Annotated in this window: 9 protein-coding genes and 1 pseudogene; 1 reads left to right on the forward strand and 9 read right to left on the reverse strand. The window is 61.7% G+C overall.

Going from position 1 to position 14,851, the window contains the following annotated elements; all coding sequences use genetic code 11:
• Positions 1-82: 82 nt before the first annotated feature.
• Positions 83-937: pseudogene (locus tag JZY91_RS09395) on the forward strand (IS256 family transposase); the annotation flags it as partial.
• Positions 938-1,594: 657 nt separating this feature from the next.
• Here JZY91_RS09395 and JZY91_RS09400 read toward each other — a convergent pair.
• The 9 genes from JZY91_RS09400 to lysS form a co-directional block, all read right to left on the reverse strand.
• Positions 1,595-3,076, reverse strand: a complete 1,482-nt coding sequence (locus JZY91_RS09400; protein WP_234947614.1) for a hypothetical protein — start codon at positions 3,074-3,076, stop codon at positions 1,595-1,597.
• Between the two features lie 436 nt (positions 3,077-3,512).
• A complete protein-coding gene (gene ptsP / locus JZY91_RS09405) occupies positions 3,513-5,225 on the reverse strand; it encodes a phosphoenolpyruvate--protein phosphotransferase (protein ID WP_234947615.1) in 1,713 nt (570 codons plus the stop codon).
• Positions 5,226-5,335: 110 nt separating this feature from the next.
• On the reverse strand, positions 5,336-6,040 hold the full coding sequence (locus JZY91_RS09410) for a retron system putative HNH endonuclease (RefSeq protein ID WP_370639218.1): 705 nt from the start codon (positions 6,038-6,040) through the stop codon (positions 5,336-5,338).
• On the reverse strand, positions 6,028-7,407 hold the full coding sequence (locus JZY91_RS09415) for an AAA family ATPase (protein ID WP_234947617.1): 1,380 nt from the start codon (positions 7,405-7,407) through the stop codon (positions 6,028-6,030). Before JZY91_RS09415 ends, JZY91_RS09410 begins: the two co-directional genes overlap by 13 nt.
• A 101-nt stretch (positions 7,408-7,508) precedes the next feature.
• On the reverse strand, positions 7,509-9,674 hold the full coding sequence (locus tag JZY91_RS09420; protein WP_234947618.1) for a glucose PTS transporter subunit IIA: 2,166 nt from the start codon (positions 9,672-9,674) through the stop codon (positions 7,509-7,511).
• A 137-nt stretch (positions 9,675-9,811) separates the two neighbouring features.
• Complete coding sequence (locus JZY91_RS09425; protein WP_234947619.1) at positions 9,812-10,426, reverse strand: hypothetical protein; 615 nt, start codon at positions 10,424-10,426, stop codon at positions 9,812-9,814.
• 9 nt (positions 10,427-10,435) lie between these two features.
• Positions 10,436-11,419 carry a hypothetical protein gene (locus JZY91_RS09430; RefSeq protein ID WP_234947620.1) on the reverse strand — a complete coding sequence of 328 codons (984 nt, stop codon included), beginning with the start codon at positions 11,417-11,419 and terminating at the stop codon, positions 10,436-10,438.
• Positions 11,420-11,458: 39 nt separating this feature from the next.
• A complete protein-coding gene (locus tag JZY91_RS09435; protein WP_234947621.1) occupies positions 11,459-13,225 on the reverse strand; it encodes an ATP-binding protein in 1,767 nt (588 codons plus the stop codon).
• A gap of 53 nt (positions 13,226-13,278) precedes the next feature.
• The gene (gene lysS / locus JZY91_RS09440) at positions 13,279-14,850 is read right to left on the reverse strand and encodes a lysine--tRNA ligase (RefSeq protein ID WP_234947622.1); all 1,572 of its coding nucleotides are present in this window, start codon (positions 14,848-14,850) and stop codon (positions 13,279-13,281) included.
• Position 14,851 lies beyond the last annotated feature (1 nt).

The raw sequence follows: 14,851 nt of genomic DNA on the forward strand, positions 1-14,851 counted from the left end.
TTTTCACCGCGGTATAGGTCACCGCCCGAGGGTGTCAGGAGTTTTGTGTGTGAGGCTCTGATCTAAAGGAGTTTCACCGATAATGACTACGGTGTCACCGAAGAAAGGCTATGACCCGTCGAGGGTCAACGCGATCAGCGAGAAGCTGATGGATAACCCCGAGCTCGCTAAGCTCATCGGGGAGCTCTCCACCTCCACCGATGACGCCAGCGAGCTGGTGAAGGGGCTTTTGCAGGCATCAATCAACGCTGGCCTGCAGGCGGAGATGGATGCCCATTTGGGCTACGAGCACTCCGACCGTAAAGCCAAAGCCCACCTCGAGGATGTTGGTGGTGGTAACCACCGAAATGGGTCGTACACCAAGATCGTCGATTCCGGCTACGGCCCGTTAGAAGTGACCATGCCCAGGGATCGGGCGGGGACGTTTCGCCCGCAGATGGTGCCCAAGGGTGCTCGCCGGCTCACCGAGCTCGATGACATGATCATCTCCCTGTACGCGGGTGGGATGACCGTGCGCGATATCCAGCACCACCTTGCAACCACCCTGGGTGTGGATATGAGCCCGGATACCATCAGCACGATCACCGACGCGGTGCTCAATGAGGTGGTGCTGTGGCAGAACCGCCAACTAGATGAGTTCTACCCGGTGATCTTCCTCGACGCACTCCGGGTCAAGATCCACAACGGCCACCGCGTGGTCAACAAGTCCTGCTACATGGCCGTCGGTGTGGACATGGACGGCATCAAACACATCTTGGGCTTGTGGATCGCCGATAACGAAGGTGCCGCATTCTGGGCGTCCGTGTGCGCTGACCTTGCTAACCGTGGGGTGCAGGACGTGTTCATCGTCTGCTGCGACGGGCTCAAGGGCCTGCCCGAGGCGGTGGAGGCAACCTGGCCGAACTCGATGGTGCAGACCTGTATCGTGCACCTGATCACTCCGACACCTTCTCAGCATCACCCCATAGGCCCTCCCTCAGGCTCACGACCATTCAACGCGCCAAACCCACGACCCTCGGCACCTACCGAGCCGTATACTGCTACCCCAGCTCACCCCAGGGCTTTTGCTTATCGACGCTCGTTCAGCAAGCCGGCGCCCTCTCTTGTCACCAAGGCAGCCCCCGGGGCAAGGACTCAAATTCAGTTGTGGCGGCGCTGAGAACGAGCCAACAGCCGGCTCGCACCGACAACGAACAGAGTATCGACGCCCCCACGCTGAAATTGACCAAGATCACCAGCCTCAGCCAGTTATGCGGTTGGACACTAAACTCGTACGACGTTGGCGCCGACTACTAAAAGTTCTTCCGCGAGAAACACCCGTCCTGTATTAGCGGCGTAACCTTATCCGCTATCGGGAATCGACCCACGTCCCACCATGCACGTTCGATTGGAACCTGCAAACCAAAACATAGCTGGCTGACGACCCGCTCGAGATCACTAGGCAGTGCAGCTTGCGTTCAAGACCAACTTGCAAAAGTTTCAGACCGTGTAGCACGACATGCTGACCGGACCCACCATCCGACGCGGCATAAGGAAAGCCACCCAGCTGGGGAGCTGGGTGGCTCTACTCTAAACCCGTTTCAGGGCTTCGAAGTTAGAACTTCGGCAGGAACTGCTGGACGGTCGGCAGCGCGACGGTAGCAATTGCGCCGAGAGCAGCGATGATACCGATCACGATAGCTGCAACAACGCCGCCGTTAACGGAGCCGTCTTCCTTCTTGATGGAAAGGGAAGACTTGGCCGGAGCAGCCGGGTTGTTCGGTGCCGGGGTGTTGGACGGGGTGTTGGAGTTGTTCTGGCCGGTCGCCTTAGCCTCGTTGAGCTTCTTGAGCTCCTGAGCAATGTTGGCGAGCTGAGCGTTCAGATCCTTGGACTGAGCTTCCTTAGCTGCATCAGCCGCGGCCGCAGCCTCAACGTCAGCGTTGTAGCGCTTGTCGATCAGACGGACACGCTGAACGCCGCTCTCCCAAGCGAGGTTGCTGTCGATCTCGTTGTCGGTGTCGTATGCCTTGTTCTTGCTGGAGTTGTTGGCGATTGCGTCACCGGCACGGTCACGAAGGGACGGGGCGTTGAACAGAATGTTCTCGTACTCGGCACGAACGGTTGCAACGTCGGTATCCTCGTTGTTCTTCAGAACGTCAGCCTCGTACAGGTCGAGCCAGCGAGAAGCGAAGATGTAGTACGCTTGGAGGGTACGTGCTGCACGTACGTTAGCCTGCGCAATCTTGTAAGCGTCCTTGATCACGGCGATGTTGCGGCTCGTCGCGGTGTTGGTCTTGTTGATCGCGTCTGCGTAGAGTGCATCGCGCTCGGTCCAGCCGTTCAGGAAGCTGTTCAGCTTAGCCTGGTAAGTGGTCAGCTTGTTGATCTTCTCGATGTCACCCTCAGCGGTCGGGTCAAGCTTCTTGAGCTCGTTGTTCAGCTCCTCGGTGAGGCCTGCCTCACCCTCGGTACCCTCAAGGGTCTCACGGCTCTTTGCAACCTCAGCAACGTGACCATCCTGGCCAGCCTTCTTATCAACCGGGTTGATCTTGCCGGTGAAGTAGAACGGGCCAGTCTTACCCAGAACTGCGTCCAGGTCGAGGTCGTTCTCAAGCTTCTGAAGTGCCTCGTACTCGGAACGGGAGATGGAGACAGCCGTTGCGTACTTAGCCCATGCATCGTTCGCCGCATTGGTCTCCGCCTGAACTGCCTTCAGGGTGGTATCGATATCGTTGAGGGTCGCGACCGCCTTGTTCAGCAGCTCGGTAGCCTCAGCAACCTTCTTGTCAGCCTTAGCCTTGGAGTCTGCCTCCACCGGACGGAACTTGAGGTCCTCGAAGTTCACAAAGTCGTGGTTGGCGATAGCCTTGCGGTCCGCCGTCGCAGCGTCGCGCAGAACGTCAGCAGCCTTAACTCCTGCAACCGCCGAAGCGTTAACTTTCTCCGTACCCGCGGTGGACTTGGAAGCATCCGGCTGGTTGTGGTGGTCACCAGAAATCGGGTCAGCGTAAGCCGGAACGGTCAGGCCGGACACGCCGGTAGCAACTGCGATAGCACCAGCAAGAGCTGCGGTGCGAACACGGTTCTTGAACATGTGTGAATACTCCTAGAGAGTAGTAGGTGAGTCTGACCCAGACGGTCGTCTCGGCCGAAAACTTTTCCGGAACAAACGGGACATTGGAAATGATCACCCGTGGTTCTCATTTACCTATATCGGCTCCGTCCCCAGATACATTACGAATGCACCAAAACTCTTGCAAGTCATATCCGAAAAAGGTTCAGTTCCTGAAAGTTAGCTGCCAACTAGTTATCCCGCAGACCACGGTTTAGCTGCAATTTCACCACATGACTCACCAGGGCTCTGGGATTAACAACTTTCACTACAACCTCTGGAGTTATCCCCCCATATTGGGGTACCTGATTGTACGACCTGCGGAAACGCGACGCGCCAGCGTGCTTTATCTTGCCGGAAATGGCATCGGCCGGCGTGTCGCGAACGATACGCCGGTCGGGGGTGTAGATGGGATTTCCTACACGAGGTCTCGCAGCACCGGGTCAGCGATTGCCAACACCGCCTCTCGGGCCTGGGCCGCGGTGGGGGCTTGGAGGGCGGCCGCGGACATGCGTCGGCAAGCATCGAGCTCATGCAGACGCAGGGCGGCGCGGACGGCGTTAACCTTGCCCGGGGCCATGGAAAGGGACTGCACACCGAGGCCCACAAGGACGAGGGCCATGAGGGGGTCTCCCCCGGCCTCGCCGCAGACGCCGATGGGCTTGCCGTTGCGCTCGCCACCCTTGGCGGTTGCGCGGATCATCTTTAGGACAGCGGGCTGCCAGGGAGAGAGGAGCTCCGCAAGCTCGCCCTGCATGCGGTCTGCGGCCATCGTGTACTGGGAGAGGTCATTGGTACCGATGGAAGCGAAGTCCGCGATGGAGAGGATTTCCTCGGAAAGAATGGCCGCAGCGGGAGTCTCCACCATCACACCAACCTGGGGGAGGTTGTAGCTGCGGGCCTTGTCGGCAAACCACTGGGCTTCCTCGACGGTGGCGACCATCGGGGCCATGACCCAGAGCTCTGCACCCTCGACGGACTCGCGGGCGGTGGCGAGGGCCTGGAGCTGGTCGTTCAGCAGGTCCTCGCGGGCCTGGGAGAGGCGCAGACCGCGGCGGCCGAGGGCCGGGTTCTCCTCCGGGCCGAGATCGGCGAAGGAGAGCGGCTTATCCGCGCCGGCGTCAAGGGTGCGGACGACCACACGGCGCTGGCCGAAGCTCTTCAGCACAGATATATAGGTCTCAGTCTGTTCCTCGACGGTTGGGGCGGCGTCGCGGTCCAGGAAGAGGAACTCGGTGCGGAAGAGGCCGGAGCCTTCGAGGTCGTACTCCGCGGCCTTCTTGGCGTCGTCCGCAGTACCGATGTTGGCGAGGAGCTTGACCTTGAAGCCGTCCTTGGTAGCGCCTTCGCCGGAGGAGCCGGCGAGGGCTGCGGCGCGGCGGCGGGAGCGCTCCTCCAGCTCCGCAGTGTCCTGCTCTGTGGGGGCGACGATGACCTCCCCGACACCGCCGTCGAGGGCGACCTCCGGACTGTTAGCGATGGCCTCTGCAATACCCTTCACCTGGACGGCGGCGGGGATGCCGAGCTGGGCCGCGAGAATCGCGGTGTGGGAAGTTGCGCCGCCGGCTTCGGTGACGATGCCGAGGACCTGAGACGGGTCGAGCGTGGCGGTCTCTGCCGGCGCGAGGTCCTCGGCCACGAGGATGGAGGGCTGCTCCAGCGTGGGGATACCCGGTTCGGGGAGGTTGCGGACGCGGGCGGTGGCGCGATCGCGGATGTCGTAAAGGTCCGTCACGCGCTCCGCCATGTAACCGCCGATCTTGCGGAGCTTGCCGGCGTAGACCTCCACGGCGTCGTGAATGGCCTTGGTGATGCCGGTGCCCTTCTTCAGTTCCTTGTCGATCTGCTTGATGAGACCCTTGTCGGTTGCAAGGGTCGCGGTGGCCTCGAGGACCTTCTTGGAGGTCTCGGAGTTCGCGTGCTCGGCGCGGTTGGTGAGGCTGGCTGCGACCTGGTCAAGGGCATCGCGGACGCGCTGGGAATCGGCCTCGGGGTCGACGGAGGCGGGCTCGTGCTCGTCGATGCCGACTGCCGGTGTGACGATGGCGACGGGGCCGGAAGCGGTGCCGGCGGAGACGCCGATGCCGTGGAGGACTTTGCGGGTGGTTTCTGGGGTCTGCGGGGAGGTCATCGTTGTTGATTCCTTGTTCTCGGGGTGTGCTGGGTGTTGTGTGGTTCTAAATGCGCGTTGGGGACCCACTTGTGCGGGGACAGTCTCACGCGGTCGGTAAGGGGTTCGGACTAGGGTTTAGAAGGGGATGTCGATACTTCATCGCAGTCCGCCCACCGAAAGTAAAAGAAGTAGTGGCGGGCAACAGTCCCATGCGCAATGCGCGAGAGATCGGATCTTGCGTCTCGGATCTCCAGACGCAGGAGTTCCTCGCGTTCGTCGGGAGAAAGTCCCGAGAGCTCCATAACCTCTGACACGATCGCTTCAGCCATGCTCACGACTTGCCGGCGGCTGGTAACCAGTCGCGGGCAATTCAGGTTGAGAACCTCAATTGTGGTTTCAGCGCGATGGCGGTCAGGCTCCCGAATCCCGGGACGAGGTATCACGCGGCCGTCGGAAAGGAATTGGAAAAAACGGTCGGGGTCGTCAACATCGGGACGGACGAGGTCTGCGGGGTCGTAGTCGGGATGGCCAGGCGCATCCTTGTACTGCTCGCAGTGATCAGGAGTTTTACAAGACAGGTAGAGATTCGCCCAGTCGAACGTTCTGTCCGGGAAGCGATGCCGCGGGAAGAGGTGGTCAATGCTGTAGCGATCCTTCTTCCATTTAATGCTGCGCTCACAGTAGTGGCACAGCGATCCTTCATCGCTCTCGGACATGCCGGCTAACGCGTCCCTAATTTCGGATTTGCTAACAGGTTCCAGATCTTCCCATTTGTCACTCGTGCGGACCGAGGAGAGGCAAGTCGGTGCAGCTGCACGAACTATGGATCGCATGGTTCCACTCCCCCGTTTGGAGCCGGAGGCCTTGGTGCAGATCTCTTCTTGAAATCTCGGAAACGCTCCTGCTGCCTCACCCGGACCATCACCGGGTTCGAGGAGCCGTAAATGTTCTCGAGCTCTTGTCTCAGCGCCTGCCCCTCCTTGGTTTGATGCTGACCGGTTTCGATGAGGTTGATGTAGTGGTCTACCTTGCGTGATTCCTCCGTTGGTGGTGTCGGGCTTACTCCCATCACCTCGACTAAGGCATCCGCGCTCGAGCGTCCAACCACCTGGCGGTCCGGCTCGTCTGTAAACCATCTACCGTTGCCGTCTTGGGCGATAACTCGAATCTGCTCGCTATCCGTGGTACTCAGCACCTGGGGGCTGTGGGTACTCACTATGAACTGGACGAGAGGAAATGCGACGCGGAGACCTGGAAGGATTCGTTGCTGCCATGCAGGATGGAGGTGGAGATCGACTTCGTCGATAAGCACCATGCCGGGAGTGAGCTTTGGCGCTTCGGCCCCGAGGTGGGGGTTCAGGCGGGCGCAGCGCTGCGCGAGGTCCGCAGCCATCGTCGTGGCTGAGCAAATGCCGTCGCTAAGCATCGCGACCGGCAAGGGCCCGTGATCCGGGTGGACCAGCGCGGGCGCTTCGTGAACGAAGCTGTAGTGGAAGCCAGAAAGCCCCTCAGCGGAAACCATTTCGTCGACCGCTTTGCCGATACCGTTCAAGAGGTCGGCGATATTGGATTCGACCTTTAGCTGGATGTTCTGCAGGTAGGCGAGCGTCGCCGCCCTAAACCAGTCCTGAAACTGACGGAAATCGGTTTCAGCTGCTAGGCAGTCGTTATAACCCGCTGTGCGGCTCCGAGTGAGCTCCGAGTCGGCCTTCGGACGCTGCAGGTAGTCGGTACTCCAACGGCGATTGGAACGAAAGTAACGGATCACCGGAATAGTTGTTGGTGTGGCGAGTTCGGCAACAAGCGACTGTCCGTAACCACGAAGATCGTCAGTGCCTTCCTTTCTCGGCCTAGTAGCGTTATCGGTAAACGAACGCTGGGATTCCATTACAGGGTCGAGGAATGAAGCAGTGAGCGTGGCCGGATACACCTGCTCGTAAACCACCGCATTACTGATTGGCGACCTGTTCACTGCGTACCGCGGATCAGTCGGCTCGATATCTATGTTGAATTGGTGGCCGCCAGTGTTGTACCGACTAAGCGCTTCCACGAACGGGGCTAGGGAGAGCGCCGCAGCATCGAGGACCGACGTCTTTCCCTGCCCGTTCGGGGCAGTGATGACGGTGAGCTCTGAGTCGAAGTCGATGTGAAATTCATCGAACCTGCGGAAGTTCTGCAGCTTCAAAGAGGCGAACTTCACCTGTGTTCCCCTTTCGATATAAGTGGATTGACCCCAGTTTAAGTCGGGGCCGTTGCTCGGGGATCTGGGCGATCCCCGCGGCGGCAGTGGCGGGGCCGGGGCTACTTGGTGGCGCGGAGGATGGGGGCACCGGCGGGGACGGTGCCGTTGGGGGCGGGTTCGGCGATGTCGTCGACCTTCGCCAGTTTCTTGGTGTTCACCACCGTAGTGATCACGGTCGGGTCGGTGTTGGAGGCGACGACGGAGGCGAAGTCGACGTCGGCAAGCGGGGTACCCGCCTCGACCTGCTCCTTGCGCTCGACGCGCGGGGTGAAGCCTGCGCCCTCGAGTGCGACGGTGTCGATGCCGATGTGGACGAGGATCTCCACGCCATCGGTGGTCTTGATGCCGTAGGCGTGGCCGGTCTTGGCGACGGAGATGATCTTGCCGGCGACCGGGGCGACCACGGTGGCGGTTTCGGTGCCGGGGGCCGGGATCACGCCGACGGCCTTGCCGAGGGCGCCGGACGCGAATGCAGCATCCTTGATGGCTTCCTGGGCGACAACCTCGCCGGCAATAGGTGCGAGGACGTCGGTGATGATGGGCTCGGCGGGGGTTTCGTCGGCTGCAACCGGGGCTTCAGTGGCGGCGGCGGTCTCGGGCTTGGTGGCGAGGGCGGTGCTGCCGGCTGCTGCGGCGGTCGTGGTGGCTGCTGCCGGGGCGGGGACAATCGGCTCGTCGCCCGGTTCGAGGGCGGAGGTGTCGTCGTCAGTAGAAGCCCGAGCTGCCGCGGCGCGTGCGAGTGCCTCCTCCTTCTCCTCCGGGGTGCGGTAGTCCGTGACGAAGATGACGGCGAACGCGGTGAAGAAGGCGACGGCGATGGCGATCATGTACACCCACGCCGGGTTGAAGACCGGGATGGTAAGCAGCGAGGTGAAGACGAAAGCGTTCGTCTGCACGCCGCCGAACGGGGTGCCCAGGATGGCGATGGTGAGGCCGCCGGCGAAGCAGCCCACCAGCATGCGCGGGTAGATGCGCTTGTAGCGGAGGTGGATGCCGTAGAGGGACGGCTCGGAGATGCCGCCGAGGAGGCCGGCCGCGAGGGCGGAGCCGGAGGTCTGGCGCATGAGCGGGTCGCGGTCGCGGATAGAGATGGCCAGGACCGCGGCGGTGGCGCCGAAGCATGCGAAGTTCCAGGCGCCCATGGGGCCCTGGATGAAGTCGTAACCCAGCGTGTTGATATTCACCAGCATGAGCGCGTTCAGCGGCCAGTGGAGACCCAGCGGGACGAGGAACGGGTACAGCATCGGGATCAGGATGGCGAAGACGAACGGGGCGTTACCGTTCAGCCAGGCCAGGCCGGCACCGATCCACGCGCCGAGCGCGTAGCCCAGCGGGCCGATGACGATGGCAGTGACCGGAATCATGATCAGCATGGTGAGGAAGGGTACGAACACCATGTGCACCGAGCTGGGGATGATCTTCTGCAGGCCCTTGTAGACCGCGGCCGCGACGGCGGCCATGATCAGCGGGACGAAAACGTTGCCGCCGTACTCAGGCAAGAGCATGGGCAGGCCCATGACATGGACGGAGGCGACTTCGGAGCCGAGGATGGCGTTTTCCGAAATGGTGGCCTCGGGGTGGGAGGCGAGGTCGATGAACTCGGGCGTGAACAGGGCGAACATGATGGCGGCGGGGACCCAGCCGTCGATGTTCAGCTTCTTACCGGCGTTGTACGCCACCATGACGGGCAGGAAGTAGAACACGGAACGCCACATGGCGTCCACGAACTGCCAGCCCGGGGACTTCACCTCCGCACGGAAGTCCACGAGGCCGATAGCGTCCATGACCGCGGCGAACGCGATGATCAGGGACGCGCCGAGGAGCACACCGAGGATGGGGCGGAAGGAATCCGAAAGGTACTCGAAAAACGCATCCAGCCACGGGACCTTGCCCTTGGCCTTGGCGCGCTGGGCGGCTTTGATGTCATCGTTGGATTGACCGCCGGTGCCGGTGCGGGACTGCATCTCCGGAAGATTGTTGATGGCGGTGTAGACGGTGGCCACATCGCCGCCCACGATCACCTGGTAGTGCGAACCGCCTTGCGGGACCGCGCCCATGACCTTGGGGTTGGCTTCGAGGCGGTCTTTGTCGGCCAAGGAGGCGTCGTTAAGCTCGAAGCGCAAGCGCGTGGCGCAGTGCGTAAGAGAGCTGATGTTGTCTGGGCCGCCGACGCCGGCGACGATATCGGCGGCCTGCGCGTTGAGGTCCGCCTTTGTTGGTGCCATGGTGCGTGTGCTCCTTGATTAAGGGACAAAAAGACCCGAGCGCGTGGGGTTCGCGGCTCGGGTTTGCATAGGTAGGACTTTAGTACGATCTGTGCGGATTAGCTATTGGCTGGCGATGTGTGACGCTGGGCACTCCCCTAGCAGATGGGGAGCTGGAGGCGGAGGTTCGCGGCGTTCGCGCCGTTGACGATGAAGAGGACCGTGTCCAGATCTGCGTTGCCGGAGGGGGCGACGTAGTACGCGGGAGGATTCTGGCCCTCGAACTCCTTGGAGGTGAGCCGGCAGACATCGTTGGCAAAGTGCTCCGGCTCGGCGTTGGAGGCGATTGCCGCATCGCGGTGCGCGGTGGAATTGAACCGGACGATGCTCACGCCGTCAGTGGGGTTGGCGCAGCGGATCTTGGCCACCTCGTTTTCGCCGGTGGTGGCGTTACGGCAGCGCATGCCGTTGAAACCCTTGCCGCCGTCGCGGTGGCTGGCGAGGTTGGGGAATGCGGCGGCGAGGTTCGCCTCCTCCCCCTGCCACGGTTTGGTGGAGCCGTAGTTGTCGTACCAGTACCAGCCGCCCGCACCGGCGCCTGCGAGGAGCAGGATCGTCAGCAGCACCCAGGGCCAGGCACGGCGCTTCGGCGGGGCGGGCTCGGTGATGTAGACGGTGTTCGGGTATTGGCTCGGGTACTGGTCCGGGTACTGGTCAACGACCGGGATGTTCGGATCCGTGTCCGGGAAATGCTGGCGCGGGCGCTCAGTCATAGGTGGCTCCTAGCAGGGATCTACGAACTCGGCGCGGTTGGACAGCACGCGGGCGTTGCCGCCGTACGTGGCCTTGGCCTGGCAGGCGGCCGAGGTGTTGGTGCCATAATCGATGTAAATGGGGTACACGTTGTTGCCGTCTACCTGCGCACGCAAGGACGGGCACTGGCCCGGGACGGTGAAGCGCACGGGCTGGCCGGACGGGTGCTGGATCAGCACCTGCCGGGCGATATCGTTCATCGCGCCGCCATCGTTGCCCTGGTCGATGACGGAATCGAGAATGAGGATGGTGCGGCCGTCGCAGGCCGGGTAGCTCGCGTCCTCCCCCGCCTCCCCGAGACCGGCGGAGAGGATGATGCCGTTCTGGAAGTAGGTGGCCCCGCCCTGCGGCGCGGGGTTCGCGGGCTGGGCCTGATTTTGCTGGCTGGCCTGGTTTTGCTGGTTGGCCTGATTTTGGCTGCCTTGGTTGCCGCCCGGGACGAGGGTGCTTTCGTCCTGGTCGCAGAAGAACATGCGTTTCTGGATAGCTGCGGGGATGGCAAGCTCCTTCGCCTTCGCACGGTCGTAGCAGCCGGTCATCCCGTGCAGGGCAGAGTAGGCCTCGCCGTGGGTGGGCAACGGCTCCCACTTCGTGCCGGTCCAGTGCACAATCGCGGTGATGTCGGAGTTGGGGATGCCGATGAACGCGTACCCGTCCTCGCAACCCTCGCCGAATCTCATGTCAGGGAAATCTTCCTGCAGCGCGGAGTCCGCGCACACCGGCTTCTGCGTGGTGGTGGTTGCGCTGCTGGAGGCCTCTCCTGCGTCCTTGGAAGACAAGGTTTCCTTGGAGGCGCTGGCGCTGGTCGGCGCGGCCTTCACGTCAGGCTCCGCGAGTTCGTTCTCAGAGGTGGAGCAGCCGGTGAGGGATCCAGCCGCGAGGAAGGTCGCGGCGACAGTAGCCAGGATTGCGCGCGGGTTGGCATTCTTGGCGGCGCGACGAGAGGTGATCATGCGGGTAGATTACCTGCAGATTTTCTTACAGGAGCCGGTTTAGTTTCGGACGAGGGAATAGGTGGTGGTGTGGCTACCCTGCCCACCGTTCATAACCGCGATGCCAGCTCGCAGCATTGGGTCGAGAGCGTATCTGACTTGCCCCTCGCTAAGACTCGTAAGGCCGACCAGCGCCCTAATGGTGGCACTCTCCTCCTGTTTCTCGAGACGACTGATGGCCTCAAACACGCGTGGCACATTCTTGCCCAACTCGGACAATGCTGAGACCCCGAAATTCTCCGGAAATGTCTGCTCATTATCCGTAGTGGCATCAGACTGAGGGCCGGGGCCCAATGACGGGCTGAGTGAGTACACGCCAGCGTCTTCGTTCAGCACCCCGGCTTCCGTTAGACGTTCAAGCATTGATTGGCATGAGAACTCACTCAGGGGTGAGTACAGGTTAGCTACTCGCCTCAGCGTCACCGGTCCGTGATTGCGAATGTTGATCAGAAGGTCTTCCTCTGTCGGAGTGAACGAAGGACCGGACGCTGGAAGGTTTGTGAGCCACTCATCCTCTTCCTGTGTGAAGCGAGAGCCACGCGGGAAGATGACCTTGAACTCCACGCCTGAATCCACGAAACGCGGGCTGGGTAGCCGCGCTTCGCGCAAGACGGTGAGGATCTCTTGAATCCCTCCCCCTTCACCCTCAATCACGCGGGCGCCGTCAGGTGTTCTGAGATAACGCGCAATCTCGTAGAGCCGCTTGTTCACCGCAGCTTTGGTGAGCGAGGAGCTGTTCAGCTGATCAACCGAGAGACCGCGCAGCCCGCCAGGATTCATCACTACAAGTGCTTTCTCAGTGACGCGGACTTCAACTTTCTTTCCAACTTCCAATGAAGGACCGAGATCTCTGTGAACCAACGCGTTGGCCACTACCTCTCGGATGGCGCTTGGCGGGAACTCCGGTGTGTCCACGAGGTCCCCGTTAGCGTTGTAACTGCTGATGACGGAAGTGTTTTGTCTGATCCATCGCACCGTATCCTGCAGCATGGCCGGAAGAGGCCCCTCAATCTCAGTGAGATTTTTTGTGCGCCCGCCGCCCTCCTCTCTGGAAAGCCTCACTGCAACTGTGGCACCTAACGCTGGTTCGAGCAGTTGCGGCAAATATCCAAGAGCGTAAAGCCCAGCTCGGCGAAGCTGCCCCTCACCATCGGTGACGTTGGTCATTTGCAGCAGTCGCCGGTCATCCTCCACACGGGACAATCTCGGCCGTTCTCTTACCGTCTCGAGATACCGGGCGAGGATCTCCTGATCCAAAATCTCAGTGTTAGTTCCAGTGAGAACTGCGAAATCAAACTGAGGCTGCTGACTTTCAATGAGGGCTGAGAGTTCCAGAACTCGGAGATCATTGGAGTTCATCTTGTAATCGCCGTCGGCCTGTCGCAGATACGGCTGGTTATTGACACGGGCCGGCTTTTCTTGCGGCGCAAGCGGTGTCACTTCGACAACTAGAACGCTCTTTCCCTCGATCTGTAAATGAGTGAACTCTAACTGAGGGGCCGGTACGACTGAGTTCCGATTGAGGTTTGCAACTGCCTTTTCCAATGAGGCAGGGCCACTGACGCCGGCCACCGCAAAATCTTGGCGCTCATCGATACCGAGGAGGATAATTCCCGGTTGAGGCATGTTTGCGAATGCACAGAGAGTCGTCGCAAGATTCTCCGGCACCCCACCCGCAGCTCGTTTGCACTCTACGAGAGTGGTGTCATCCCCAAATCGCCGGAGCTCTGTCAGAGTCGCACTGAGCCGCTGCTCATTCCAAGTCACACTGAAAGCTTAAGTGAGAGTTGCAATGAGGACAACGGTTTCTTCAATGAGGGCTAGTTTGCCTCCGGCTTCACCAACGGGAAGAGGACGGTCTCGCGGATACCCAGGCCGGTCAGGGCCATCAGCAGGCGATCCACGCCCATGCCGGTACCGGCGGTTGGCGGCATGCCCTGTTCCATGGCGGCGAGGAAGTTTTCGTCGAGAAGCATGGCCTCATCATCGCCGTGTGCGGCAAGGCGTGCCTGGTCCTCGAAGCGCTCGCGCTGAATCACGGGGTCCACCAGCTCGGAGTAGCCGGTGGCCAGCTCGAAGCCGCGGACGTAGAGGTCCCACTTCTCGGTCACGCCGGGCTTTTCGCGGTGGTCGCGGGTGAGCGGCGAGGTCTCGACCGGGAAGTTGGTAACAAAGGTCGGCTCGTAGAGCTGGTCGGAGCAGAGGTGCTCCCAGATCTCCTCCACCAGCTTGCCGTGCAGCCAGCCGGCGTTCTTGGGCACCTCGAGGCCGATGGCCTCGGCGATTGCGGTGAGCTCCTCAACAGTGGAATCGATGGTCACCTCGGGCTGGCCCGGGAACTTGCGCTGGAGCGCCTCATTCAGGCTCGGGTACATCTCCAGCACCTTCCACTCGCCGCCGAGGTCGTACAAAGTGCCGTCGGCAAGCGTGACCTGCTCCGTGCCAAACACCTCGCGGGCGCAGAACTGGACGAGTCCCTTGATGGTTTCCGCGCCGTCCTTGTAGGTACCCCACGCCTGGTAGGTCTCCAGCATGGTGAACTCCGGCGAGTGGGAAGAATCGATGCCCTCGTTGCGGAAGTTCCGGTTGATTTCAAAGACGCGGTCAATGCCGCCGACCACGGCGCGCTTGAGGAAGAGCTCCGGCGCAATGCGGAGGTAGAGGTCGATATCCAGCGCGTTCGAGTGGGTGACAAACGGGCGGGCTGCGGCGCCGCCGTGGAGGGTCTGCAGCATCGGGGTCTCAATCTCCACGAAGTCCAGCTGCGTGAGGTACTTGCGCACGGCGGCGATGACCTTGATGCGGGTCATAGCGTTGGTGCGGGCCTGCTCGCGCATGATCAGGTCCGTGTAGCGGTGGCGGACGCGCTGCTCCTCATTCATATCCGCGAACGCAACCGGCAACGGGCGCAGCGCCTTGGAGGCCATCTGCCAGCTCTGGGCCTGGACGGAGAGCTCGCCGCGGCGGGATGCGATCACGCGGCCGGTGACGGAGACGATGTCGCCCAGGTCCGTGTCCGCCTTCCAATCGGCGAGGCCCTCTTCGCCCACCTCTGCGAGGGAGAGCATGACCTGAAGCTGGGTGCCGTCGCCCTCCTGGAGGGTGGCAAAGCAGAGCTTGCCCGTGTTGCGCTGGAACATGATGCGGCCGGCAACGGAAACCACGTCCTGGGTCTCCTGGCCCGGCTCCAGCTTGATGATGCCGTCCGCAGCCGGGTCGCCAGCCTCCACAACCTGGTACTTCGCGCGGAGATCGCGCAGGCTGGTCGTGCGGTTGACCTCTGCGGGGTAGGCTTCCCTGCCGTCGTCGATAAGCTTCTGGCGCTTCGCGCGGCGGATCTGCTGCTGCTCGGAGAGGTTAAGGGCGTTGGCGGCGGGCTGCTTCTGATTCACG

Source organism: Corynebacterium sp. CNCTC7651 (assembly GCF_021496665.1).
Classification (GTDB): domain Bacteria; phylum Actinomycetota; class Actinomycetes; order Mycobacteriales; family Mycobacteriaceae; genus Corynebacterium.